General features: G+C 62.5%; 20 protein-coding genes and 1 pseudogene. 6 read left to right on the top strand and 15 right to left on the bottom strand.

What is annotated here, in order from left to right; genetic code table 11:
* Positions 1-73: 73 nt before the first annotated feature.
* From FBY04_RS28060 to FBY04_RS28040, 5 genes are all read right to left on the bottom strand, one after another.
* A complete protein-coding gene (locus FBY04_RS28060) occupies positions 74-1,330 on the bottom strand; it encodes an FAD/NAD(P)-binding oxidoreductase (RefSeq protein WP_145318622.1) in 1,257 nt (418 codons plus the stop codon).
* Positions 1,327-1,563, bottom strand: coding sequence for a 2Fe-2S iron-sulfur cluster-binding protein (locus tag FBY04_RS28055; RefSeq protein ID WP_145318619.1), 237 nt, complete (start codon positions 1,561-1,563; stop codon positions 1,327-1,329). Before FBY04_RS28055 ends, FBY04_RS28060 begins: the two co-directional genes overlap by 4 nt.
* Positions 1,556-2,671 (bottom strand): FAD-binding oxidoreductase, encoded by a 1,116-nt coding sequence (locus tag FBY04_RS28050; protein ID WP_145318616.1) that lies wholly within the window; start codon positions 2,669-2,671, stop codon positions 1,556-1,558. The genes FBY04_RS28055 and FBY04_RS28050 overlap by 8 nt, the downstream gene beginning before the upstream one ends.
* Positions 2,668-3,600, bottom strand: a complete 933-nt coding sequence (locus tag FBY04_RS28045; protein WP_145318613.1) for a 4-hydroxyproline epimerase — start codon at positions 3,598-3,600, stop codon at positions 2,668-2,670. The genes FBY04_RS28050 and FBY04_RS28045 overlap by 4 nt, the downstream gene beginning before the upstream one ends.
* Before the next feature lie 114 nt (positions 3,601-3,714).
* On the bottom strand, positions 3,715-4,386 hold the full coding sequence (locus FBY04_RS28040; protein WP_084319966.1) for a GntR family transcriptional regulator: 672 nt from the start codon (positions 4,384-4,386) through the stop codon (positions 3,715-3,717).
* Between the two features lie 297 nt (positions 4,387-4,683).
* Here FBY04_RS28040 and FBY04_RS28035 point away from each other — a divergent pair, with 297 nt between their 5' ends.
* Both FBY04_RS28035 and FBY04_RS28030 read left to right on the top strand, forming a co-directional pair.
* Positions 4,684-6,723, top strand: a complete 2,040-nt coding sequence (locus FBY04_RS28035) for an FAD-dependent oxidoreductase (protein ID WP_145318610.1) — start codon at positions 4,684-4,686, stop codon at positions 6,721-6,723.
* A gap of 189 nt (positions 6,724-6,912) precedes the next feature.
* Positions 6,913-7,839 carry a 1-aminocyclopropane-1-carboxylate deaminase/D-cysteine desulfhydrase gene (locus FBY04_RS28030; protein ID WP_145318607.1) on the top strand — a complete coding sequence of 309 codons (927 nt, stop codon included), beginning with the start codon at positions 6,913-6,915 and terminating at the stop codon, positions 7,837-7,839.
* Positions 7,840-7,887: 48 nt separating this feature from the next.
* Here FBY04_RS28030 and FBY04_RS28025 read toward each other — a convergent pair whose 3' ends face one another.
* From FBY04_RS28025 to FBY04_RS28015, 3 genes are all read right to left on the bottom strand, one after another.
* Positions 7,888-8,448: a cytochrome b gene (locus FBY04_RS28025; protein WP_145318604.1), complete on the bottom strand. Its 561-nt coding sequence runs from the start codon at positions 8,446-8,448 to the stop codon at positions 7,888-7,890.
* 249 nt (positions 8,449-8,697) lie between these two features.
* Positions 8,698-9,525: a phosphonoacetaldehyde hydrolase gene (gene phnX, locus FBY04_RS28020; protein ID WP_145318601.1), complete on the bottom strand. Its 828-nt coding sequence runs from the start codon at positions 9,523-9,525 to the stop codon at positions 8,698-8,700.
* Positions 9,526-9,706: 181 nt separating this feature from the next.
* On the bottom strand, positions 9,707-10,816 hold the full coding sequence (locus FBY04_RS28015; protein ID WP_145318598.1) for a 2-aminoethylphosphonate--pyruvate transaminase: 1,110 nt from the start codon (positions 10,814-10,816) through the stop codon (positions 9,707-9,709).
* Positions 10,817-10,925: 109 nt separating this feature from the next.
* On the opposite strand from FBY04_RS28015, the gene FBY04_RS28010 reads away from it, so the two are divergent.
* A complete protein-coding gene (locus FBY04_RS28010; RefSeq protein ID WP_145318595.1) occupies positions 10,926-11,789 on the top strand; it encodes a LysR substrate-binding domain-containing protein in 864 nt (287 codons plus the stop codon).
* A gap of 109 nt (positions 11,790-11,898) precedes the next feature.
* Here FBY04_RS28010 and FBY04_RS28005 read toward each other — a convergent pair whose 3' ends face one another.
* A complete protein-coding gene (locus FBY04_RS28005; protein WP_084319815.1) occupies positions 11,899-12,771 on the bottom strand; it encodes a LysR family transcriptional regulator in 873 nt (290 codons plus the stop codon).
* 268 nt (positions 12,772-13,039) lie between these two features.
* On the opposite strand from FBY04_RS28005, the gene FBY04_RS28000 reads away from it, so the two are divergent.
* Together FBY04_RS28000 and FBY04_RS27995 are read left to right on the top strand one after the other, a co-directional pair.
* A complete protein-coding gene (locus FBY04_RS28000) occupies positions 13,040-14,365 on the top strand; it encodes an MFS transporter (RefSeq protein WP_145318592.1) in 1,326 nt (441 codons plus the stop codon).
* A 4-nt stretch (positions 14,366-14,369) separates the two neighbouring features.
* Positions 14,370-15,767, top strand: a complete 1,398-nt coding sequence (locus FBY04_RS27995) for an FAD-dependent oxidoreductase (protein ID WP_178118337.1) — start codon at positions 14,370-14,372, stop codon at positions 15,765-15,767.
* Here the strand turns inward: FBY04_RS27995 and FBY04_RS27990 are convergent, their stop codons facing one another.
* Positions 15,768-17,096, bottom strand: coding sequence for a type VI secretion system Vgr family protein (locus FBY04_RS27990; protein ID WP_145318586.1), 1,329 nt, complete (start codon positions 17,094-17,096; stop codon positions 15,768-15,770).
* 225 nt (positions 17,097-17,321) lie between these two features.
* Here FBY04_RS27990 and FBY04_RS27985 point away from each other — a divergent pair, with 225 nt between their 5' ends.
* Entirely contained in the window at positions 17,322-18,026 is a 705-nt protein-coding gene (locus tag FBY04_RS27985; RefSeq protein WP_084319822.1) for a YebC/PmpR family DNA-binding transcriptional regulator, read from the top strand.
* Positions 18,027-18,174: 148 nt separating this feature from the next.
* Here the strand turns inward: FBY04_RS27985 and FBY04_RS27980 are convergent, their stop codons facing one another.
* The 5 genes and pseudogenes from FBY04_RS27980 to FBY04_RS27960 form a co-directional block, all read right to left on the bottom strand.
* Positions 18,175-19,476 (bottom strand): protein kinase, encoded by a 1,302-nt coding sequence (locus FBY04_RS27980; protein WP_145318583.1) that lies wholly within the window; start codon positions 19,474-19,476, stop codon positions 18,175-18,177.
* A 194-nt stretch (positions 19,477-19,670) separates the two neighbouring features.
* Positions 19,671-20,801, bottom strand: coding sequence for a cell division protein ZapE (gene zapE / locus FBY04_RS27975; RefSeq protein ID WP_145318580.1), 1,131 nt, complete (start codon positions 20,799-20,801; stop codon positions 19,671-19,673).
* 281 nt (positions 20,802-21,082) lie between these two features.
* A pseudogene (locus FBY04_RS27970) lies at positions 21,083-22,128 on the bottom strand (ABC transporter substrate-binding protein).
* A gap of 18 nt (positions 22,129-22,146) precedes the next feature.
* A complete protein-coding gene (locus FBY04_RS27965) occupies positions 22,147-23,262 on the bottom strand; it encodes an FAD-binding oxidoreductase (protein ID WP_145318577.1) in 1,116 nt (371 codons plus the stop codon).
* A complete protein-coding gene (locus FBY04_RS27960) occupies positions 23,259-24,614 on the bottom strand; it encodes an NAD(P)/FAD-dependent oxidoreductase (RefSeq protein ID WP_145318574.1) in 1,356 nt (451 codons plus the stop codon). Before FBY04_RS27960 ends, FBY04_RS27965 begins: the two co-directional genes overlap by 4 nt.
* Between the last annotated feature and the right edge of the window lie 602 nt (positions 24,615-25,216).

The following is a 25,216-nucleotide window of genomic DNA, read 5'->3' as shown; positions in this document are numbered from 1 at the left end:
AGCGCTGGGGCCTGGTGGCAACTACCGGGATCATAAAGACTCGGCAGCGCACCTGAAACCCCAGGCCAGGTCTTTACGCGGGTGGGGTGTCGTCCAGGCACATCAGGGTTTCGATGCGTGCCGGGTTGAATGGTGGCCGGGGAGCCGAGGGTTGCCAGTCGAACAGATACTGCAAGGCGCCGCCACACACTCGGCCCTGACAGGCGCCCATGCCGCAGCGACTCGCCAGTTTGGCCGCGCGCCAGTCAGTGTGCCCGGCCAATGCCGCGTAGGGCACGTCTTCGCATCGACAGACCAGCGTGTCGGCCTGCGCCAGTGACTTGAGGTGCGGGTTGAGGCTGAAGGCGCTGTTCAACGCCTTGGCGAAACCCTGCCAGCGCGTCCGACGTGGCCACAATTGACGTGCTGCTGCGGTGTCACCGACAGCGGCATACCCGGCGATTGCGCCTTCGACCAACGCCAGTTCACTGCCGCCGAAACCGGTACATTCCCCCGCCGCGTAGTGATCGGCCTGGCTTGTGGCTTGCCAGGCATCGACTGCGAGCGCCGTGCCATCGAGGGCGCAACCCAAAGCTTGGCCGAGCTGAGTATTGGGAATCAGGCCGAAACCGCAGGCCAGGCGATCACAGGCCAGTTCGACGATTTTTCCCTGTTGCTGCAGTCGCACGCCCTCCAGCCGTTCAGTACCCAAGGCGGCCACTACGTGGGAGCCGCTTCGATAATGGCGGTCGAACAGGGTGAAGGATTGCAACAGCTTGCCGGGCCAGCGGGGCAGTTGCAGAGCGAACCCGGCGACCGCCATCGAAGAGGCCTGCTCGGCAATTCGCAGCACGTGGGCGCCGTTGTGTTTCGCGGTGGCCGCACTGGCCAGTAACAAGGGCCCGCTGCCGGCGATCACCACGCGTTCGTCCTGCACCGGCAGACCGCCCTTGATCAACGCCTGGAGTCCTCCCGCGCCTGTCACCCCCGGCAATGTCCAACCGGGAAACGGCAACAGCAACTCGCGGGCCCCGGTGCACAGAATCAGTTTGTCGTAGCCGATCAACCAGCCATGGTCGGCGTCTTCCACCAGCAATTGTCTGGGACCGCAACAGGCGATCACGCGAGTGCCGCCGTGGTGGCGAATATTGCTGTGGGCGTGCAGGCGCTCGCGCATCTGCCGCGCCTGATTTGGCAGACAGGCCTGAGGCCCGTCGCGCCAGATCTGGCCTCCCGGCAGCGGGTTGTCGTCGAGCACGATGATGCGTGCGCCACTGGACGCGGCGGCGAGGGCGGCACTCATGCCGGCGGGGCCGGCGCCGATGATAAGCAGGTCGGCGTATTCGTTCATGGGCGGGTCTGCACTTGCATGCCGTGCTGGCACAACGTCTGGCAGGCCAGTCGGCGGCGGCCGTCGATGGTCACCCGGCATTCCTGGCAGATGCCCATGCCGCACAGCGGTGCGCGCCGCTGACCGTTGACCGAGGTGCGACTGCAACCGTCGCCGGCCAAGGCCAGTGCCGCGGCGACAGTTGTGCCTTCGGCCACCCGCAGGGCGCGGCCATCCAGGATCAAGTCAGGCATACACGGCCTCCCCGAGAAAGCGTTGCGGCAGATAGGGTTGTGCCGCCAGGGGCGGCGTCTCGTTGAACAATTGCGCGACCAGCAAATCGGCCGTTCCGGGGGCCGTGGTGACTCCAAGTCCCTCGTGCCCGACCGCCAGCCACAGGCCCTTGCGTTTAGGGTGTTGGCCAACCAACGGCAGCCCGTCGGGGCTGGCGGCGCGAAAACCGGTCCAGGCGCGGATGCCGTTGAGCTGAGCCAGGCCTGGCATGTACTCGGTGGCACGCTTGAGCATTTTCGCGAGCATCCAGCCTTCGACTTGCGGGTCGAGGGTGCCGAACTGTCGCGAGGCGCCGATGAACAGTTGCCCGGTCGGCCGGGGCTGAATGTTGCAGGCGGTCGATGGCCCGGTGGCGTTGTGGGCGCTGGTGACATAACCGAGCTCCACCAGCGTGTGGGTGACCTTGCCGGGGTAGCGGTCAGTGATCAGCAAGTGGCCTTTTTTCGGCTCGATCGGCAACTCGGGGCACAGTTCGTTGGCCTGGATGCCGTTGGCCAATATGACGGCTTCGGCGTTCAACCACTGGCCGTCATCGAGTCGCACGCGGTGGCCATCTACCTCGCTGACCCGCGCCCGGCGTTGTTCGATGTGGGGAGTATCGAGCATCCAGTCGGCGGTCGCCGGGGCGTAGAGAATGCCGTCGCCGTTGATCAACAAACCGCCTTCCAGGCCGTCGCGCAACTCGGGTTCACGGCTACGCAAAGCGTTGCGGGTGATCAGCTCGCAGGCAACGCCCTGGGCTTGAAGGTTCAGGTACTTGCTTTCGGCCACGGCCATTTCCTCGGCATTGGCCGCCAGCCACAACGTGCCATTGTTTCGATAAGCACAGCCTTCGGGAAGCTGCGGCGCCTGTTCGCGCCAGCGTTGCAGCGAGTATTGGCTCAGGGCCAGTTCGGCCGGGTTGTCATCGAGCACCAGCAAGTGGCCCATGCCAGCGGCCGTTGCGCCATGCAGGCCAGCGTCCAGCACCAGCACGCGCAAGCCACGCCGCGCCAAGGCCTGAGCGCAAGCGGCGCCGATGATGCCGGCACCGATCACGATCACATCGGCCACCAGGCCTTGGCTCATGGGCGAATGCCCCAGGCGAACGGGTCGTCCTGTTCGATGATCAGGCTGGCCTCGGCGCTGATGAAGGCACGGCCACGAATCGTCGGTACGATGCGCTCACCGTGTTGTTCGTAGGAGCCTTCGAACTCGCTGCCGATCACGCTGGCCTGACGCCAGATCTGTCCCGGCTGCAATTTGTCGTCGGCCGCCAGGCACGCCAGTTTTGCACTGGTGCCGGTGCCGCAGGGCGAACGGTCGTAGGCTTTGCCGGGGCAGAGCACAAAGTTGCGGCTGTCGGCGTGCTCATCCTCGGCGAACAGCTCGACGTGGTCGATCAACCCGCCGTCTTCGCCATGTATCCCCTGAACGTCCAGTGCCTGCTGCACGGCGAAGGTGTAAGCGGTCAACGCATCAAGGTTGTCGCTGGCGACGCGCAGGCCATGCTCGGCGATCAGGAAAAACCAGTTGCCGCCCCAGGCAATATCGCCGACCACCTCGCCGATCCCCGGCACCTGCAATGCCACGGCTTTGCGATAACGGTAGGCCGGCACGTTGCGCACGCTGACGGAGTAGTCGTCGTGCAAGGTCGCCTGCACCGTACCCACCGGTGTTTCGATGCTATGCACGCCCGGAGCGATCTTGCCCAGGTGCGCCAACGACGCCACCAGGCCGATGGTGCCGTGGCCGCACATGCCGAGGTAACCGGTGTTGTTGAAGAAGATCACCCCGGCGCAGGCCGCAGGGTCGACGGGTTCGCACAGCAGTGCGCCGACCAGCACATCGCTGCCCCGCGGTTCGAGCACACACGCAGCGCGCCAGTGGTCATGCTGTTCTGCCAGGCGCTGCCGGCGTTCGGCCATGCTACCGGTGCCCAGATCAGGAAAGCCGGCGGTCACCAGGCGGGTCGGTTCGCCGCCGGTGTGGGAGTCGATCACGGTGATGCGTTTCATGACAGGGCCACGTCCGTTCAGATGAGTGAACGCAAGAGTGGCCCGCGTGAGGGCTTGCAGGCTTGAGGGTTTTATCCAGCGCCCATGACGAAATCGGCACAGTGTCGCAGTTTGTCAGTGGTGGTGGGGCAGGTGCTCGAACAGGGTTTTGCAGACCCCGGCGATGTGTTCGTCCAGCAGCTTCACCGCCCGATCGACGTCACCGGCACGGCAGGCTTCGAGGATCTCCCGGTGTTCGTGATCGGCGCGCTCCTTGCCGGCGGAAAGGCTCATTTGCATGCGCAAGTAGCGTTCCAGCTTGTCATTGACCGAACGGATCAGGCTCACCAGAAATGGACGTTGCGCCGGCTCGTAGAGGCAGGCGTGCAGTTCCCAGTTGAGCTCGGCCCAGCGGCCCACGTCATCTTCGCCGACGAACTCCTGGCAGATGCGTTCGGCGCGGGCGAAGGTGTCTTCGGTCATGTTGGGAATGGCCAGGCGCAGGACTTTGTCTTCGAGCAACATGCGCACTTCGAACATTTGTGCCAGTTCGGCATCGGACACCCGCGTGACCATTGCCCCGCGATTGCGCTGGAACATCACCAGGCCTTCGGCCTCCAGTCGCTTGAGAGCCTCACGCACCGGGATCTTGCTGACGTTGAATTGCCGGGCGATATCGTCCTGGCGGATAGGCTCGTCCTCGGCGAAATGCCCGGCAACGATGGCGTCACGCAGGTGGCGGGTAATGATTTCCGAGGTCGAAGGCGCATTGCCCAGGTCTGGAGCATTGAATTTGGGTAGGTTCACGGCGGCAGTCGTTCGATTGAGTTGGAGATATGGTATACGAATTTCCAGCCGGAACTCACTGACCTGCGCGGCCAGGTCGGGCGACTGGGGGAGAACCTGCCTGCCTTGAGCAATCTGGAGTTCACGGCTGCGCAGTTGCGCCAATGGGTGAGGCCTGGGTTCTGCTCGTTTGGATCATTAAGTTGTCAGTTTCGGTCATTGAGCGGCCGGGGGAGTGCTCATAGTCTGTTGCACATGACAGAGGGGCGCCAAAGAGCGCCCACACTTTTTCCGTGATCGCTCGTTGTGGAGTTACCGATGACCGCCGCTCATTACCCGCACCTGTTGGCCCCGCTGGACCTGGGTTTTACCACGCTGCGCAACCGCACCCTGATGGGCTCGATGCACACCGGTCTTGAGGAAAAGCCCGGCGGCTTCGAACGCATGGCTGCCTACTTCGCCGAGCGTGCCCGTGGCGGTGTCGGCCTGATGGTGACGGGTGGTATCGGCCCGAACGACGAAGGGGGGGTGTATTCCGGCGCGGCCAAGCTGACCACTGAAGAAGAAGCGCTCAAACACCAGATCGTGACCCGCGCGGTGCACGAGGCGGGCGGCAAGATCTGCATGCAGATTCTTCATGCCGGTCGTTATGCCTACAGCCCGAAACAGGTTGCGCCGAGCGCCATTCAGGCGCCGATCAACCCGTTCAAGCCCAAGGAGCTGGACGAAGAAGGCATCGAGAAGCAGATCAACGATTTCGTTACCTGCTCGACCCTGGCGCAAAAAGCCGAGTACGACGGTGTCGAGATCATGGGGTCCGAAGGTTATTTCATTAACCAGTTCCTCGCGGCCCATACCAACCACCGCACGGACCGTTGGGGCGGCAGTTACGAAAACCGCATGCGCCTGCCGGTGGAAATCGTCCGCCGTGTACGTGAAGCGGTCGGTCCGAACTTCATCATTATTTTCCGCCTGTCGATGCTCGACCTGGTGGAGGGCGGCAGCACCTGGGAAGAAATCGTGACGCTGGCCAAGGCCATCGAGCAGGCCGGTGCAACCATCATCAACACCGGTATCGGCTGGCACGAAGCGCGGATTCCGACCATCGCCACCAAAGTGCCGCGCGGGGCATTCAGCAAAGTCACCGCCAAGCTGCGCGGCTCGGTGAGCATTCCGCTGATCACCACCAACCGCATCAACACCCCGGAAGTCGCCGAGCAGATTCTCGCCGAAGGCGATGCCGACATGGTCTCCATGGCGCGGCCGTTCCTCGCCGACCCTGACTTCGTCAACAAGGCCGCTGCCGGTCGTGCCGATGAAATCAACACCTGCATCGGTTGCAACCAGGCCTGCCTCGATCACACGTTTGGCGGCAAGTTGACCACTTGCCTGGTGAACCCGCGGGCCTGCCATGAGACCGAACTCAATTACCTGCCGGTGCAGCAGATCAAGAAGATCGCTGTGGTCGGTGCCGGCCCTGCGGGTCTGTCGGCTGCCACCGTGGCCGCCGAACGTGGCCATCAAGTGACGCTGTTCGATTCGGCCAGCGAAATCGGCGGCCAGTTCAACATCGCCAAGCGCGTGCCGGGCAAGGAAGAGTTCTTTGAAACCCTGCGTTACTTCAACCGCAAACTGCAAATCACCAACGTCGAGCTGTGCCTGAATACCCGCGTCGACGTGGCGAAACTGGTGGAAGGCGGTTACGACGAAATCATCCTCGCTACGGGTATCGCGCCTCGTACACCGGCGATTCCGGGCGTCGAGAACGCCAAGGTGCTGAGCTACCTGGATGTCATCCTTGAGCGCAAACCGGTCGGCAAACGTGTTGCAGTGATCGGCGCGGGCGGTATCGGTTTTGACGTGTCGGAGTTCCTGGTGCATCAAGGCGTGGCCACCAGCCTGGATCGCGAAGCCTTCTGGAAAGAATGGGGTATCGACACGCATCTGGAAGCACGCGGCGGTGTGGCCGGCGTCAAGGCCGAAGTGCATGCACCGGCCCGCGAAGTGTTCCTGCTGCAACGCAAGAAAACCAAGGTCGGCGACGGCCTGGGCAAGACCACTGGCTGGATTCACCGCACCGGTCTGAAGAACAAGCAGGTGCAGATGCTCAACAGCGTCGAATACCTGAAGATCGATGACGAAGGCTTGCACATCCGCATTGGTGAAACCGGCGAACCGCAAGTGCTGGCGGTGGACAACATCGTGATCTGCGCCGGGCAGGATCCGTTGCGCGAGTTGCAGGACGGGTTGGTCGCGGCGGGGCAGAACGTGCACTTGATTGGCGGCGCGGACGTGGCGGCGGAGCTGGACGCGAAGCGGGCGATCAATCAGGGTTCGCGGTTGGCTGCGCAGTTGTAATCACGCAATCCCTGTGGCGAGGGGGCTTGCCCCCGTTCGGCGGCGCAGCCGTCGTAAACCCATTCGCCTCGGTGATTCTGGAAAACCGTGTCGTATGGGTATGGGGCTGCTGCGCAGCCCAACGGGGGCAAGCCCCCTCGCCACAGGTCTGCTGTTAAGATGCCGGCTCTTTACCCAGAGCCGGCATCGATGCTTCTCCCTTCCAGTGACTGGCTACCCCAAGTCCCGCTCGAACCCCTTCATCTTGACTGGCTAACCCGATCAAGCATAGAAGTCGCCATCCTGCGCCTGGACCAGATCGACCCGCTGATCAGTGGCAACAAATGGTTCAAGCTCATCGAACACCTCAAAGCCGCTGACCTTGCCGGTGCCAAAGGCATCATCAGCCTGGGCGGTGCTCACTCCAATCATCTGCATGCACTGGCGGCCGCCGGCAAACGCTTCGGGTTCAAAACGGTGGGTTTGCTGCGCGGTCATCCGCAAGACACGCCGACAGTGAACGACTTGCAGGCCTTTGGCATGCAGTTGCACTGGCTGGGTTATGGCGGCTATCGCGCGCGGCACGAAGCGGGTTTTTGGGAACCCTGGCGGGCGCAGTATCCCGATCTGCTTCCGGTGCCCGAAGGTGGCGGCGGATTACCCGGCGCAAAGGGCTGCATGCCGTTGAAAACAATGGTCAGCGAGCAACTGAAGGGGCTGGGGTGGAGCGGTTTCGACGGCTGGTGGCTGGCCTGTGGAACCGGCACCACGCTGGCCGGCCTGGTGCTGGCCGAAGCGGGGGAACATCCGGTTTACGGCGCGTTGGCCGTGCCTGACGACCATGGTGTGGCGCAGCAGGTCGAATCTATTGTGCAAGAAGCAGGCTTGCGCGATCCGGTCTATGAATTGTTTGAGGCCAGCCGGGGCGGCTTTGCCAAAGTCGATCCGCTGTTGCTGGAGTTCATCGCGCAAACCGAACAGGCCAGCGGCATTCCTCTCGAACCGCTGTACACCGGCAAAGCATTACTGGCGCTCAAGCAGCACGTCGAAGCGGGAAGACTCGAAAAAGGCACGCGCCTGATCTTCATCCACACCGGCGGCTTGCAGGGCCGCCGCGGGTTCTGTCCAAAAACCTGAAGGACGCCGCAGACTAATGTGGGAGCGGGCAAGCCCGCTCCCACACGTTCAGGTATTGCGGCTAACCCGTTTGGGCATCATCCGCAACAAGGTGTTATCGCCCACCACATAGTGATGATAAATCCCCGCCACGGCGTGCAGGCCGATCAGCCAGTAGCCGATGGTGCCGCCGAGCACATGCCAGCCTTCGATCTGCCTGGCCAGCGCCTTGTCCTCCGAGACCAGCAGCGGCAAATCAAAACCATAGAACATCACCTGATGACCCTTGGCGCTGGTGACCAGCCAACCCAGGATCGGCATCGCGATCATGAAAATGTAGAGCGCCCAGTGCATCAACCTGGCGAGGGTGGTTTGCCAGTGCGGTGAGGCGGGGAATATCTGCGGCGCCGGGCCAAGGCTGCGGGCGAACAACCGGAACCAGACCAGCACGAATACCGTGAGCCCCAGCATGAAGTGCGACTCGGTGATCAGCGTTCGGCCGCCACTACCCTTTGGGAAGATCCCGCGAAATTCGATGCAGGCGTACACCAGCGCCAGCAGGACCAGCATCAACCAGTGCAGCGTGATCGACACGGTGCTGTAGCGTGAATCGGAGTTTTTCCAGGGCATTCGGCGTTCCTCACAGGTCGGGTCGAGCCACCGTTCTTGGTCGACGGTGTGCTTTAACTGTAAGCCTGTTTCGCAAGGTTTGCCTCAAACCATTGGCGGTTCAATGCTCTAAGTCAGGTGATTGAGCAAAAAACACAATTCCCCTTGTAGGAGCCGGCTTGCTGGCGATAGCGGTGTGTCAGCAACCTTTATGTGGGCTGACCCACCGCTATCGCCAGCAAGCCGGCTCCTACAGGGGGAGGCGGGGGATCAGCAGGTCTGCGGCATTTCACCCTTGGCCAGACGCTGGTTGATGTCGGCGATCACTTCCGGCAAATCGGTGATGGTGTCGATCATGTAGTGCGGGCGCGAGCCTTCGAATAATGCGTGGATGCGCTTGCGCTCGCTGGCCAGTTGATCGCTGCCGAGGGCGCGATAACCTTCATAGTCCAGGCCCAGCGCGTTGCCCGAGCAGATCAGCGCCACGGTCCACATACCGGCGCGCCGGCCTTCGAGAATGCCCGGCACGGTGTCGTCGATCTTCACACACGCGGCGACATCGTCGATGCCCAGGGCGATGACGTTGGCCAGCGCCTGAGCCGGCCATGGGCGGCCGTTGGGCACTTCGTCTGTGGCGACCACATGGTCGGCGACGTAGCCGTTGGTGGCAGCCAGTTCGACCACTTTGTCCATGACCTGTTTCGGGTAGCCGGAGCAGGAGCCGATTTTGATTCCTTGTGCACGCAGGTTGGCGATGGTGTCCAGCGCGCCGGGAATCAGCGCCGAATGCTCGGCGATTTTCTCGATCTGCAGTGGCATGAAACGCTGATAAATGGCGGTGACGTCATCGTCGGTCGGCGTGCGACCGAAGGCCTTGCGATAACGTTCGGCGACGGCCGGCTGATCGCACAGGGTGCGGATGTGATCCCACTTGCCCATGCCCATCGGGCCACGGGCTTCTTCGATGGACACCTGGACGTCGAATTCGGCGAAGGCCTCGACAAAAATCTGCGTAGGGGCGAACGAGCCGAAGTCGACTACGGTGCCGGCCCAGTCGAGGATGGCGGCCTGGAGTTTGGTTGGGTTTGTGTAGTTCATGGTGATCAAATCCTGTGGCAACTGATTAATGAGGAGCTGCTTTTGGTGGGAGCGGCGGTGCGACGATTCGACTTGCTCGCGAAGGCGGTGCAGCGAGCGACATTTATGTTGAATGTCAGTCCGCATTCGCGAGCAAGTCGAATCGTCGCACCGCCGCTCCCACAGGGGAAACCGGTGTGGTTTAGATCTCTAACACTTCCATCTCGCGCAGCACTTCGGCAATCGCCGCCACGGCCGCGTGCATCTCGGCCTGGTTGACGTGGCCGATGCAGCCGACGCGGAAGGTTTCGACCTGGGTCAATTTGCCGGGGTAGAGGATGAAACCCTTGGCCTTGACGCGTTCGTAGAACGCCTTGAACTGGTAGCGCGGGTCTTTCGGTGCGTGGAAAGTGACGATGATCGGCGCCTGGATCGCGGCGGGCAGGAAGCTGCGCAAACCCAGTTTGGCCATGTCATCGAGCAACACTTTGCAGTTGTCGGCGTAGCGCTGATGCCGCGCCGGCAAACCGCCTTCTTCGTTGTATTGCAGCAGGGCTTCGTGCAGCGCCGCGACCACGTGGGTCGGCGGGGTGAAGCGCCACTGACCGGTCTTGGCCATGTAGGTGTGCTGGTCAAAAAGGTCCATCGCCAGGGAGTGCGAATTACCCGCGGCGTTCGCCAGCGATTCTTTGCGAGCGAAGACGAAACCCATCCCCGGTACGCCTTCCAGGCATTTGCCCGAGGCCGCAATCAGCGCGTCGAACGGCACTTGTTGCGCATCCACCGGCAGCGCGCCGAAAGAACTCATGGCATCGATGATCAGGCGTTTGCCGTGTTGCGCAATGACCTGGGCGATTTCCGGCAGCGGGTTGAGGATGCCGGTGCTGGTTTCGCAGTGAATCAGCGCAACGTGGGTGATGCTGGCGTCGGCCCGCAGCAGGCGGTCCACGTCGGCGGCGGTGGTCGGTTCGTCTTCGGCAGTTTCGAACGTGCTGAAGGAGCGACCGAGCACTTCGCAGATTTTTGCCAGGCGTTTGCCGTAGGCGCCGTTGATCAGCACCAGGACTTTGCCGTCGCGAGGCACCAGCGTGCCGATGGCCGCTTCGACCGCGAAGGTGCCGCTGCCTTGCAGGGGCACGCAGTGGTGACTGTCGCCGCCGTTGATGATCGCCAGCAATTGCTCGCAAAGGCTGGCGGTCAGTTGATTGAAGCGGTCATCCCATGAACCCCAGTCGACCATCATCGCCTGGCGGGTGCGGGCCGAAGTAGTCAACGGGCCGGGGGTGAGCAGGATGGGTTCGACAGTACTCATTCTCGTGTCCTCGCAATCGATGGGATGAAGCTACGGGGCCTAAATTGCAATTTGCCGTGCTATCAATCAAATTGTTTGTTGTTATGCCAGCCATCAGTGAGGGTTATTCATGAACCTGTTCCAGCTCCGCGCGTTCGATGCGGTGGCCCGCGAGGGCAGCTTCACCCGTGCCGCCGCGCGGCTGTTCATCAGCCAGCCGGCGGTCACCGGACACATCAAGGCGTTGGAGGAGCACTACCAGATCACCTTGCTGCGGCGAACGGCACGACGGGTGGAGCTGACGGAGGAGGGCACCAAACTCGCCGCGATCACACGAGCGATGTTCGGTCTGGCCGAAGAAGCGCAAGTGATGCTGGAGGCCAATCGGCAGTTGCTCACCGGGCGTCTGGAGGTGGCGGCGGACGGGCCGCACATGGTCATGCCGATGCTGGCCAGCCTGCGGGCGCGGTATCCGGGGATCACCGTGAACCTGCGCCTGGGCAATGCCCAGGAAACCCTCGCGGCGTTGTTGTCGGAGCATGCCGACGTGGCGGTGCTGACCGAGGTCGAGCCGCGAAAGGGGGTGCATTTGCTGGCACTGAGCGAGTCGCGGATTTGTGCGCTGGTGCCGGATAGTCATCCTTGGGCGCACCGTTCGAAGGGGGTGCCGCTCAAGGAGCTGGATCAGGTGATCATGGTGTTGCGCGAACCGAGTTCGATTACCCGACGCACGTTTGATGAGGCGTGTGCTCAGGCGAAGGTCAATCCGCGGGTGTTACTGGAACTGGACAGTCGTGAGGCGGTGACCGAGGCCGTCGCGGCAGAGTTGGGGGTGGGGGTGGTGTCATCGGTGGAAGTCAGCCATGACCCACGGGTGGCGGCAGTGCCGATTATTGGTGAGGGATTGGTGAATCGACACATGATCGGGTGCATGGAGCGGCGGCGGGATTTGCGTTTGATTCAGGCGTTTTTCGAGTTGGCACCCGGCCGATAGACCGAGGTGCGGCCTTCGCGAGCAAGCCCGCTCCCACATTTGACCGAGTCGCCTGGAACGACTCGGTCAAATGTGGGAGCGGGCTTGCTCGCGAAGGGGCCGGACCTGCCTACACAAGACTCTCGCGCACCATCTCCAGAAACGTCGCCACCACCCGCCGCGAACTCTGCTCGCGCAAGCACACCAGCGTCTCCGTCAGCCGCCGTGTGCAATCGGTAATCGGCAATGCACACACCCGCGAATCCGCACCGAACTCCGCAGCCGAGACCACGCCCACCCCAATCCCCACGACCACCGCCTCACGCGCCGCTTCCCGGCCTTCAACCTGAATCGCCGGGCGAATCCGGAACCCGGCGCCGGCCATTTCCTCCTCCAGCGTCTGGCGCGTCACCGAGCCGATTTCCCGCAGCACCAGCGGCGTGTCGTCGAGGTCCGCGAGGCAGATCGACTCGCGGTCAGCCCACGGATGATTGCGCGAAACAAACGCCACCATCGGGTCGTTACGCAGCGCTACCGAGATCAATCGTTCATCGCTGACCTCACGCCCGAGCAACGCCAGGTCAGCCTGATAGTTGAACAGCCGAAACAGCGATTCATCAGTGTTGCCGGTTTCGATTTTCACGCTGATGCCGGGGTAGCGCTCGCAGAACCGCGCGATCTGCGGCAGCACGTGCACCGGCGCATCCACCGCCAGAATCAGGCTGCCGGTCTGCAACGCCTGGGAGTCCTGCAGCAGCTCCTGCGCCTCGGCCTCAATGACAAACAGCCGCTGGGTGATGCCGAGCAAGCGTTCGCCCAGATCGGTCAGGCGCACCGAACGTTTGTTGCGGTGGAACAGCAAAACACCGAAGCGTTCCTCAAGTTTGCGCACCTGGTCGGAAATCGCCGGTTGCGTGAGGAAAAGCCGCTCGCCGGCTTTGGTGAAGCTTCCGTGTACAGCCACGGCGTGGAAGGCTTTGAGCTGGGCGTGGGAAACCGACATCGAAACCTCCAATAACAAGCTGAGCTTATATTGGAAATACGATAAATCGATTTCACTTATTAATCAGTAATTGTTTTTATCGGCCTCAGTCGCGGTGACTGGTCAGTCGAACAGCCTCCGTGACCATGAGCCTGTGCGTGCAACTGCAGGACTCATCTGACCGGTATCGCCTCAGTGACGCAGCGATATCGCAGTGCTCAACAATAAAAAGACAGGCGTTATTTCTCAATTTCTGCCGGCACACTCACACCCTGAGGTCAGAACCACAATGAACAAGCACATCGGCACCATCAAGCGTTGGCGCGTGCAGATCTTCGCGATCACCTGGCTCGCTTATGCCGCTTTCTACTTCACCCGCAAAGCGTTTTCCGTGGCCAAACTGGGGATCGCCGAAGACCCCACGTTCACCCTCGACAAAATGGCCATGGCCAACCTCGATGCCATCTACCTCGCCGCTTACGCCCTCGGACAATTCATCTGGGGCATCCTTGCCGACCGCTTTGGCCCGCGGGTCGTGGTACTTGGCGGGTTGCTCATTTCCGCCGCCGCGGCGCTGGTGATGGGCAGCTTTGCCACGTTACCGATTTTCGCCACGTGCATGCTGATACAAGGCCTGGCCCAGTCCACCGGATGGTCGGGGTTGTGCAAGAACATCGGCAGTTTCTTCCCCGCCGAACAGCGCGGGCGGGTGCTCGGTTTATGGAGTTCCTGCTATGCCTTTGGCGGACTCGTGGCTTCGCCGTTTGCCGGTTGGTGGGCGTACACGCTCATCGGCAGCTGGCATGCGGCGTTCATTTCCAGTGCGGCGGTGGTTGGGCTGGTCGCCGTGCTGTTTTTTATTTTTCAACGCAACAAACCCGAAGACGTCGGCTTGCCAGCGGTGGAGCCCGAGCCCGAGCTGACCGCCGATGAGGCGTACGCTCAAAGCAAGATCAGCGTGCTGGAACCGCTGAAGGAAATCCTGCGCAACCGCACGGTGCTGATTCTCGGGCTCGCGTATTTCCTGCTGAAACCGGCGCGCTACGCGATTTTGCTGTGGGGCCCGGTCATCGTTTTCGAGCAGATGCCGACGGTGGGTAAAGTCGGTGCGGCGATCATCCCGACAGCATTCGAACTGGCCGGGCTGCTTGGGCCGATCCTGCTGGGGCTGGCCTCGGACAAATTGTTCGGCGCCCGGCGCATGCCGGCCTGCGTGCTCAGTCTGTTGGCGCTGACTGTTTCCCTGGCGTTGTTCATGGGCGCGCTGCACACCGGCAGTGTGATGCTGGTGGTGGCGTTGTTGTTCGTCATGGGCCTGACCCTGTACGGGCCGGACTCGATGATCAGCGGCGCGGCGGCCATCGATTTCGGCACCGCCAAGGCCGGCGCAACGTCGGCAGGCTTCGTCAACGGTTGCGGCTCGGTCGGGGCGATTCTCGGCGGCTTGCTGCCGGGCTACTTCGACTCGGTCACCGTGTTCATTATCTTCGCCGGCTGCGCGTTGTTCTCCGCGCTGGTGCTGATCCCTTACTGGAACAGCCGCCCGGCGGGCCTGCAGGCCCAAAGTGCGTTCGTGCCTGACCGGCCGATGAGCGTGAAACCCCTGCGTACCTGAGGAAATACCGATGAGACCTTTCTGGCTGGAACAGGCGCTGGCGGCCGAGTCGTGCGCGCCGTGCGAACCCTTGGTGGGCGACACCCGCGCCGATGTGTGCATCGTCGGTGGTGGCTACACCGGGTTGTGGACCGCGATCATGCTCAAGGAGCAGAACCCTGAACTGGACGTGTTGCTGATCGAGGCGGACATCTGCGGGGCCGGCGCCAGTGGCCGCAACGGCGGTTGTGCACTGTCGTGGTCGGCCAAGTATTTCACCCTGGAAAGGTTGTTCGGCGTCGAAGAGGCAGTGCGTCTGGTCAAGGAGTCCGAGCGCAGCATCTACGCGATCGGCACCTTCTGCGAACAGTACGGCGTGGACGCCGATTACCGCCTCGACGGCACGCTCTACACCGCGACCAACCGTGCGCAATGCGGTTCGACCGACGCGGTGATCGCGGCGCTCGAACGCAACGGTATCAACTCTTTCACTCAACGGCCGGTCGCGGATGTACAACGCATGGCCGGCTCAAGCAAACACCTGGAAGGCTGGTTTTCACCGGCCGCTGCGAGCGTGCAGCCAGGCAAACTCGTGCGCGGTTTGCGCCGGGTTGCGTTGCAGTCGGGTGTGAGGATTTATGAAAACACGGCGATGACCGGACTGGAGGAGGGCAAGCCCGCGGGCATTCATACCCCCAACGGCACTGTCCGCGCAGATCGGGTCGTATTGGCGATGAACGCGTGGATGGCCCGCGCATTCCCGCAGTTCGAACGCAGTGTGGCGATTGTCTCCAGCGACATGCTGATCACCGAACCACGGCCGGATCTGCTCGACGAAATCGGCTTGACCAGCGGCGTCACGGTGCTCGATTCGCGAATTTTCGTGCACTACTACCACAACACCCCGGACGGCCGGATCATGCTCGGCAAGGGCGGCAACACGTTCGCCTACGGTGGGCGGATGCTGCCGGTGTTCGATCAGCCGTCGCCCTATGCCGGTTTGTTGAAGCACAGCCTGGGCGAGTTCTTTCCGGCGTTTGCCGAGGTCAAGGTCGAGGCTACCTGGAACGGTCCGTCGGATCGCTCGGTCACGGGGCTGCCGTTCTTCGGCCAGATGAGTGCCCACGGTAATGTATTTTACGGGTTCGGTTATTCCGGCAGCGGCGTCGGACCGTGCCATATGGGCGGGCAGATTCTCGCTTCGATGGTCCAGGGGCTGGACAACGCCTGGACCCGTTCGCCGCTGGTCAACGGTCCTTTGGGCTTCTTTCCGCCGGAGCCGATTCGTTACCTGGGCTCGCTGATGGTGCGCAACGCCATCCGCCGCAAGGAGCGCGCCGAGGATCACGGGCGCCGGCCACGGCATCTGGATGTCCGTCTGGCGAAATTCGCGGCGGCGGCCGGCAAGGCGGACAAAGGCTGATCAGGTTTTCCGGTTCACCAGCCAGTCAAACAGCAGGCGGTCATCACCCTTGGGTTGCGGCGCGGGGTGAGGCGCTGGCGGGCTGCTCGCGGTGGCGTACAACACGGGGCGGTCCGGATCGCTGTCGAGAAAACTGATGAGCACGTCGGCTCCGGCGACCGGCAGCCTGGACGGATCGATCCGGCCATCCGGGGCAACGACGACCACCGGCAGCCAGAATCCGCTGGACTCGTCCTCCTCAGTCTGCGGGGTTGGCCATAACCTGACTTTTATCCGGCCTTGCTCATCCAGCTCTGCAGGCTGGCCGAGCGGGCCCAGCACCCGGGCCGACTGAAAACCCGGAATGTTGGGTCTGGCCTGTGTGAGTGCGGGCCGGAATACCGTTGACCATGGAATGGCGGTGAACTGATTGCTGTAACGCTGCACCCCGTCGGTTACGTTGCGCTCGAGAATCGACGGCTGCCGACCCTGATGTCGGATTTCGGTCAGTAGCCATTGATCGTTGAAATTCGGTAGCGGATGTTCCGACACTTGTACGATGCGTCCGCTGTGCAATGCGCTCTGATTGCTTTGACCCTGCATCTGCCCATGGCGGCAGCGCAGGCGTTCCAGTGTCCGGCGGCTGAGCTGGTCGCGCTCGAGCGGTTGTGGGGAAGGGCGCGTGGTGAGTGGGGGCGAGGTGTGGCGCTGGAACAACTCATTGATCACCGGCCCGTTTACGGCAGCAGCCTCATCGCCGTGAAACGGCATGAGCAGCGGTTCTTGAGGGAAACTGAGGCTGTCGTCCGCCAGCACCAGCACATGGCCGTCGCGCTGATGTTCGAAGTGATAGTGAATGCCTTCTTCTTCGCAGAGTCGTTGCAGAAAGGCCAGGTCCGTTTCATCAAACTGAATGCACAGCGGCTTGGCGGGATAGCGCCCGTTCGGCAGTTCAAAGCGGTAGCTGTCTTCAGGCAGCCCGTTTTCTTCGAGCAACCGGCGCAGGATGGTGGGCACATCGAGCTGATGAAACACTCGGCGTGAACGCTGTCGATCGAGGTTTTGCAGCCAGGGCACCAACGCCAGCCTGTAGCCGACCCGGTGCAGGTCGCGATGTTCGCGGGTGGCGCAGTGGATGATGCCGTGAACGCCCCGGCCTTGCGCCAGGCTGAGGAACACCGGTTGTTGCAGCAGGCGATCCAGGCTCATGGCCGGCGCCAGGCTGATCACCTCGATGTCGAATCGGTAAGGCTGGTTGAGGGCTTCAAGGCCATTGAACTGCACCACCTGCAAACTCAAATTGCCGTTCAGCAGGGTCAGGGTGAAGGGACTTTCCTTGTCGTTGTGCATCGAGCGCGCTTCTGCCAGGGAGTACGGGCGCAGAGGGTACGAAACCGTGGCTCCTTATGGTCACCGCAAAGCGACGTTTCAGAATCGCCCTACAACTCACGGTGAAGATGTCGATTCGACAGGATGGATTTTTTGGTCGATTGCCAACTTTAGGCCGTATAAACTTGCACAAAGCGTCGGCCAATAGATGTCTCGGCGCCACAGATAAGTGAGTGAGAGTGAGTAATGGGCGCACAGTGGAAGGTTAAACACAAAGAAGCGGCAGCCAATGCCAAGGGCAAGATCTTCGGCAAACTGGTGAAAGAAATCACCATCGCTGCGCGCAACGGTGCCGATACCGCCACCAACGCACACCTGCGTCTGGTGGTCGAACAGGCGAAAAAGGCTTCGATGCCCCGCGAAACCCTGGAACGTGCGATCAAGAAAGGCTCCGGCCAGCTCGGCGAAACCGTGCAATATCATCGCGTGACCTACGAAGGGTTCGCGCCGCACCAAGTGCCGCTGATCGTTGAATGCGTGACCGACAACATCAACCGCACCGTCGCGGAAATCCGCGTCGCGTTCCGCAAGGGCCAATTGGGTGCGTCCGGTTCCGTTGCCTGGGACTTCGACCATGTGGGCATGATCGAGGCGTCCCCGGACAGCCCGGATGCCGATCCGGAAATGGCCGCTATCGAAGCGGGCGCACAGGATTTCGAACCGGCCGAGGACGGCGCCACGCTGTTCATCACCGAAGCGACCGACCTGGATTCGGTACAGAAAGCCCTGCCTGAGCAGGGTTTCACCGTGTTGTCGGCGAAGCTGGGTTACAAGCCGAAGAACCCGGTCAGCGGCCTGAGCGACGAGCAGATGGCTGAGGTCGAAGCCTTCCTTGAAGGCCTCGATAACCACGATGATGTGCAGGACATGTTTGTCGGGTTGGCGGGTTAAATCATTGTGTCATTGACGGTTCTGTCGATTGACTGACCGTCTTCGCGAGCAAGCCCGCTCCCACATTGGTTTTGTGTCGTACGCATAACGTGTGACCGACATAGAACCCCTGTGGGAGCGGGCTTGCTCGCGAATGACCGCGCAGCGGTCACCGGCTGTCCAACTCCCGCACAATCTCGCTGAACCCCGGCCGCGCCAGCACATCCGGCTGACAGCAGCGCTGCTGCAAATCCTCCAGATACACACGCCCCTCATCGCTCAACCCCGAGTCGATCCGCTCCAGCAATTCCCCCAATAGAACGCCAAACGCACGCACCTCGATCCGTTGCAATGCGCGGCTTTCAAGGCTGTCCTGCGTCGAGTGGAAAGACGCTGCGCCAAAGTCCCCCAACAGGCAATCACCGTGCTCGTTCCACAGAATGTTGTGGCCATAGAGGTCGCCGTGGGTGATGCCCTGACGGTGCAGATGCTCGGCCACCGACGCGATGCCACAGGCAATTCGCAAGGCCACGCCAGCGCTGAAACGGGTGTCGCTGGCGTAGACATCACGGCTGCAGGACGCCAGGCTCGGCAACCCGGCGAGGTTGCGATAACTCGGTTCGATCAGCTCCATGACCAGCCCGGCCTGCGCCTGCGGGTGCTCGATGATCCGTCCTTCGACCCGGATCAGGTTAGGGTGAAGGCCGGCGGTCATGCAGGCATTCATTTCGTGCAGCGGCGAGCCATCGCTGGTCATTTCGCCCTTGTAGAGTTTGACCGCGACCGGCGTTGCCTGCTTCCACAACGCCTGATGAATGACCCCGGAAGCGCCTTCGCCCAATTGTTGTTCCAGACTGAGCTGTGACCAGGGGATCGTCGGCGTGGCCTCGAGCGCGGCCGCATCCGCCTCTGTTTCCAGCGGATTACCGGCGTAGGCCAGCCAGGTCAGGCTTGGCAGGGTCAGCAGCCATTCCGGCAGTTCGGTCAACTGGTTGGCGGCGATGCGGGTCAGCTCCAGGCGATGGCAATTGCTCAGGCTCTCGGGCAAGCGCTGCAGACGGTTACCGGCCAGCATCAGTTTTTGCAGGTGCGGGCGCTCACCCAGTTCGGTGGGCAGTTCGCTGATGCGGTTGTCAGTGAGGATCAGCCAGCGCAACAGCGGTGGCAGCGCAGCGCCCGGAACGGTTTCGATGCGGTTGGACTTGAACCCGAGCATGGTCAGGGCGGCGCACTGGCCAAGGCAGGCGGGCAGTTCGCTGAAATGGTTGCGGTCGCAGAACAACACGCGCAAACGGGTCAGGCGGTGAAAGTCGTCCGGCAGGCTGCTCAAGGCGTTGCCGCTGAGGTTGAGCACCTCGAGCGAGTCCGCCAGGTCGAGGATTTCCCGTGGGAACTCCGTCAGGCCTGCGGCCAGGTCCAGGCGAGTGGAGCCAGCCAGCAGGCCGGCGCGCAGTTGCGCAAGGGTATCCATGAACAGATTCGCTATTGATCGAGGGTAGGGCGCGGGGGCCTGAAAAAGGGCGACATGATAGCGGGAAAACTCTGGTGACTGTCAGACCGCGATCGCGAGCAAGCCCGCTCCCACATTGGTCCTGCGTACACAGGTCAAATGTGGGAGCGGGCTTGCTCGCGATGGCGGCAGGTGTCGCGCCGCCACCCTTGTGGTCAGACCGACTCCCGGACCTCCACCAACTGCCCCAACCGGCTGCGAGTGCGCGCCAGATCAATGGCATCGCCGCCCAGGTTCTCGCTTAACGACCGCTGGCCCAGCAGGATCAGGTGCTTGTCCTGGTCGTACAAAACGTCCACCAGATTGATGAAGCGCTGCTGTGCGGCGATCGAGCAGTCGGCGAGGTTGGGCAGTTTGTCGATGATCCAGTGATCGAATCGCCGGCACAGTTCCAGGTAATCCATGACAGCAGTGGGGTGGTCGCACAGGTCGGCGAAGGTGAAGCCGATGGTTCGTCCTTCGCAGTAGCGGGCAGGAAGATGCCGGGTGCCGACGGGCAGCGCGATGGTTGGCGCGTCGGGTTCGGGCAGGTTCAATGCCTGACGCTGCGCCACGGTGGCTGGCCATACATAGTGGCCCTGGGTAAACAGTTGCTGGGCGTGGGTTCTCGCCTGGCTGCGGTAATCATGAGGGCCGCCGACTTCCATCACTTGCATGCGGGCGTTGATCAGGTCGATCACCGGTTTGAAACGCGCGTGGTAGAGCGGGTTTGGCAGCAAGCCTTCGGGCGGGTAATTCGACGTGACCAGCAGCAGGATGCCGCGGCGGAACAGGGCCTTGAACAGCCGCGCAATGAGCATTGCATCGCCGATGTCATGGACGTGAAACTCGTCGAAGCACAGCACCCGGCAATCGCTCAGCAGTTCGTCCAGCGTCGTCGTCAGCGCATCAGGATGGTCGCGATGGCTGAACATGCCCTGGTGCAGTCGGGCGAAAAATTCATGAAAGTGCAGGCGCTGTTTTTCCGCGATCGGCAGCGCCTGGAAAAAGCCGTCGAGCAACCAGCTCTTGCCCCGACCGACGGCGCCATGCAGGTAAAAACCCGGCAGTGGTTTCGCCGACGGGCCAAGCAGCGCTGTAGCGTGCTGCGCCATGCAGTCGATCACGCGCTGTTGGCTATGGCTGAGTGTGTAACCCTGGGAATGGGCCTTGTGGCGAAAGTAGTCGTGGACGGCGCGTCCCGTCGCGGAATGACTGGCGGAGGCGATCGAGACCTTGCCGAAGAGACGGCGCAGCGCGGGCCAGCGTGGTGTGAATCGCGAACGGTCAGGCGGTCGAACGGCCACTGGCATCACCCCGTTATCGTCAGGCAGGCTCCCCGAGCTGCGGCGGCGTAGTGTAACCAATACCGGAAATTTGCTGCCAGTTGTGTAGACAAGTGCGGGAAGCAACTGGCCAGTGTGGTGCTGGAGGTGGGGTGTTAACGCGAAACCTGTGGGAGCGGGCTTGCTCGCGAAGGCGGTGTGTCAGTCGGTAATGATGTGGCTGACACACCGCTTTCGCGAGCGAGTCGAATCGTCGCACCGCCGCTCCCACAGGGTTTTGTTGCGTTTGATCGGTCAGTGAACTACCGCTCGATACTGCGATTCCACCGCGCATTCCACGCCGGGCGCTGTTCGTTGACCTGGTCCCAGTCGATTGCAATAGCCGTTTGCAGGTACTGCTTCATCGCCTCGACCTGACCGCGCGTCTTGTCGGTGGTCGGGGTGTTCGGGTTGGACGGGATCTGATCGCCATCTTCAAGCGCGGCGGCTTGCGCCTCGGGAGTCAGCAGAAACGCGGCGAGTTTCTGCGCCAGTTCCGGTTGGGTGTTGTTGGCGATGGCACATTCGGCGACGTTGAGTACCACCGCGCCTTCTTTCGGTTGTGCGTACTCGACCGGCATGCCTTTGAGTTTCAGGGCCGTCACCTGAGTCGGCGTCAGCGGGAACAGCGCCGCTTCGTCGGTCTGGAGCATTTCGGAAATCTTCGCCGAGCTTGGAATGTATTCCAGCACGTTGCGCCCGATGGTGTTCGGCCAGGCCTTGAACCCCGGTTCGACGTCGGTTTCGCTGCCGCCCTGAATCCGGTTGAACATCAGGAAACCGTGCAGGCCGAAGGTCGAAGAGGCCATCGACTGAAACACCAGTTTGTCCTTGAAGCGCGGGTCGGCCATGTCCATCCACGAGGTCGGCGCAGCCCAGCCTTTTTCCTTGAACAGTCGCGTGTTGTACGCCAGACCTGTGACGCCGAGGCTGACTGCCACGGCCTGGTCCTTGATGCGGCCCTTGGCCGGAATCTGCGCCAGGGTCGGGCTGTCCTCGAGTTTGTCGCACAGGCCCATGGCGATGGCGCGGTACATGATGCCGTCGTCGAGGAACATCACGTGCATCTGCGGGTTGCCTTTGCTGGCCTGGACCTTGGCCAGGATATCGGCAGAGGTGCCGGGCACAATCACCACTTTGACGTTGTTGGCTTTCTCGAAAACCGGCAGCACCTTGTCGGCGTAGAGCGCTCCATGGTCCCGCCGTTCATGCCGAGGTAAAGCGTCGGCTCGGCCTGGGCCTGGGTGACCGTGAGCAGGGCGCTCAGGCACGAAAGTCCGAGCAGTGCAGTGCGTTTGACGTTATTCATTGGCGCGACCTTCCTCTATCAAGCAACGGAGATGGAGTGAAACCGGGTGATGGAAAACGCATCCAGCGACGTGGTTGAGGCGCCGCTGCAGATGATCTCGGCGAGCGCCTGGCCCACCGCAGGACCGATCTGAAAACCTGCGCCGGCAAAGCCGAACGCATGCAACAGACCGGGTTGAGTGCCACTGTGACCGATCACCGGCTGGCGATCGGGCAAGTAACCTTCGGTGCCGCTCCAGGTACGAATCGCCTGGGCGCCTTCAAGAAACGGGTAGAGCTCGACGGCCTGGCGCAGGATCTCGATCACGGCGTGCTGACCGGGGCGGGCGCGGGCGTCGTCGAGGGCAAAACCCTGACCGCCGCCCAACACACAATTGCCGCGCGCGACCTGGCGCGCATAGATGCCACCGCCCTCGACACCGGTGCTCGCGTTCATCACCCACGGCAACGGCTCGGTGACCAGCATCGCGGGGTGGCCGGCGTGCATCGGCACGGGTTCACCGAATTGCCCGGCCAGTTTTCCCGCCCACGCGCCCGCGCAGTTCAATACCCAGGGGGCCCGCAGTTCGAGACCGCTTTGAGTGCTGACGCGAAAGCGCTGGCCGTCGTGCTCCACCGCGCCCACCGCGCATTGTTCATGGACCTGCGCGCCATGGTGTCGGGCTGCACGGGCAAATGCCGGAGATACCAGGCGCGGGTTGGCGTGGCCGTCATCCGGACAAAATGAAGCGCCGACCGCCACCTCGCCGACCCACGGAAAACGCGCGCGTAACTCACTGCGTTCGAGCACTTGCAAATCGAGGCCAAAGCCCTGACTGCTGGCGGCGTAGTCCTGTAATGCACGCAGGTCGTTGAGGCTGCGCGCCAGTTTCAAGTGGCCGCTGCGCTGGTACTCGCCGTCGATGCCGATCAACTGCGGCAACTGGCCCCAGATCTCGTGGGCCCGTTGCGACAGCGGCAGTTGCGACAGCGGCCGACCCTGACGGCGCACGCCGCCATAGTTCACGCCGCTGGAATGCGAGCCACAAAAATCCCGCTCCAGCAGCGCCACGCGACGACCCGCCTGGCTCAGAAACAGCGCGGCGGAAGCACCGACAATGCCGCCGCCAATGATCACTGCATCGACTTCGATCATGGCTCGATCTCCAGACCAAACGGCAACGGTTTGATTGGCGCCTGCGCCCGCAGTCGACCGATGTCGGACACCGCCCGCTGACTTTCGCAGGCGATGATTTCCGCGGCCGCGGCACCACACATCCGACCCTGGCAGCGGCCCATGCCGACCCGGCAATGGGCCTTGACCCGATTGATTTCCCAATGGCCTTCACGCACCACTTCGCGGATGTCACCGGCGCGCACTTCTTCGCAGCGGCAGATCATCACGTCGTCAGCGGTATCGGTCGCCCAGTTTTCCGGGAATACGAAAGCGCGTTCCAGGCCATGTCGAAAGGTATCGATCCGTCCAAGTGCCTGCTCCAATTGCACGCCACGCTGCGGCGCGATCGGGTAATCGTTGTCTTCGAGCAAGGCGAGGGCAGCCCGTTCGCCGGCGATTTCCGCCGCGTCGGCGCCCATGATGCCGGCACCGTCACCCGCCAGATAAACTTCGGCGACGCTGCTGCGACCGGCGCTGTCGCGTTGCGGCAGCCAGGCGCGGTTGAGCGGGTTCCAGGCGAATGCGCAGCCGAGCAAATCAGCGAGTTGGGTTTCGCTGCGCAGACCGTGGGCGAAGGCCACTGCATTACAGTCCAGCGTATGTTTGCCGCTGGAGTTGGACCAGTTCAGCGACTGCACCCGTTGTTCGCCGTTGATGCGTTTCAAGGTTGCGCCTTGATGCACCGGGATGCCGTGAGCGGTCAGCCAGCTGCGGTAGTAAATGCCTTTGGCCAATGTCGCCGGTTGCGACAGCAGGCCGGGCAGGGCGCGGGCCTGAGCGCTGAACGGTGAACTGTCGAGTACCGCCACCACCTTCGCACCGGCCTTGGCGTATTGATACGCGACCAGGTACAGCAAGGGGCCGCTGCCGGCGAACACCACCCGTTCACCGATGGCGCAGCCCTGGAATTTCAGGGCGATCTGCGCGGCGCCGAGGCTATAGACACCTGGCAACGTCCAGCCCGGCACCGGCAAAACCCGGTCGGTGGCGCCCGTGGCGACGATCACCCGAGAGAATTCCAGTCGTGCGGCGCGACCCTCGTGCAAGGTGTCGAGTGCACCGTCTTCGGCGTTCCACACCAGGGTGTCGGGACGGTAATCGAGTTGCTCGCGCAACTCATCAATCGTTTGATGCAACGCGTTCGCCTTGCGCGCTTCGAAGCCATACAGCTTGACCGCCGAGCGTTTGAAATTCACCGGCTGACGCCGATAAATCTGCCCGCCGCCGCGTGCGGCTTCGTCCAGCAGGATCGGGCGCACACCATGCGCCACCAACGTCTGCGCCGCACGAATCCCGGCCGGCCCGGCACCGATGATCACGACAGACTTCATACCCACCGCCCCCCTGTGGGAGCCAGCCTGCTGGCGATGACGGTGGCACAGTCAAAAATGCTGGTGGCTGACACTCCGTAATCGCGAGCAAGCCCGCTCCCACATTCGATTGAGGTCACGCCCGGATTTTGTGATCGCCGCCCAACTCCTGTGGGAGCGGGCTTGCTCGCGATGAGGCCGGCGCATTCAACAAATGCGCTGGCAGACAAACCGCCATCGCGAGCAAGCCCGCTCCCACATTCGATTGAGGTCACGCCCGGATTTTGTGACCGCCGCCCAACTCCTGTGGGAGCGGGCTTGCTCGCGATGAGGCCGGCGCATTCAATAAATGCGCTGGCAGACAAACCGCCATCGCGAGCAAGCCTGCTCCCACATTCGATTGAGGTCGCGCCCGGATTTTGTGACCGCCGCCCAACCCCTGTGGGAGCGGGCTTGCTCGCGATGAGGCCGGCGCATTCAACAAATGCGCTGGCAGACAGACCGCCATCGCGAGCAAGCCCGCTCCCACATTTGATTGAGGTCACGCCCGGATTTTGTGACCGCCGCCCAACCCCTGTGGGAGCGGGGGGGGGGGGGGGGGGGCCGGCACCTTACACAAAATC

This window comes from Pseudomonas sp. SJZ080 (genome assembly GCF_007828295.1).
Classification (GTDB): Bacteria; Pseudomonadota; Gammaproteobacteria; order Pseudomonadales; family Pseudomonadaceae; genus Aquipseudomonas; species Aquipseudomonas migulae_A.
This window is presented reverse-complemented; position numbering and strand designations above follow the sequence as displayed.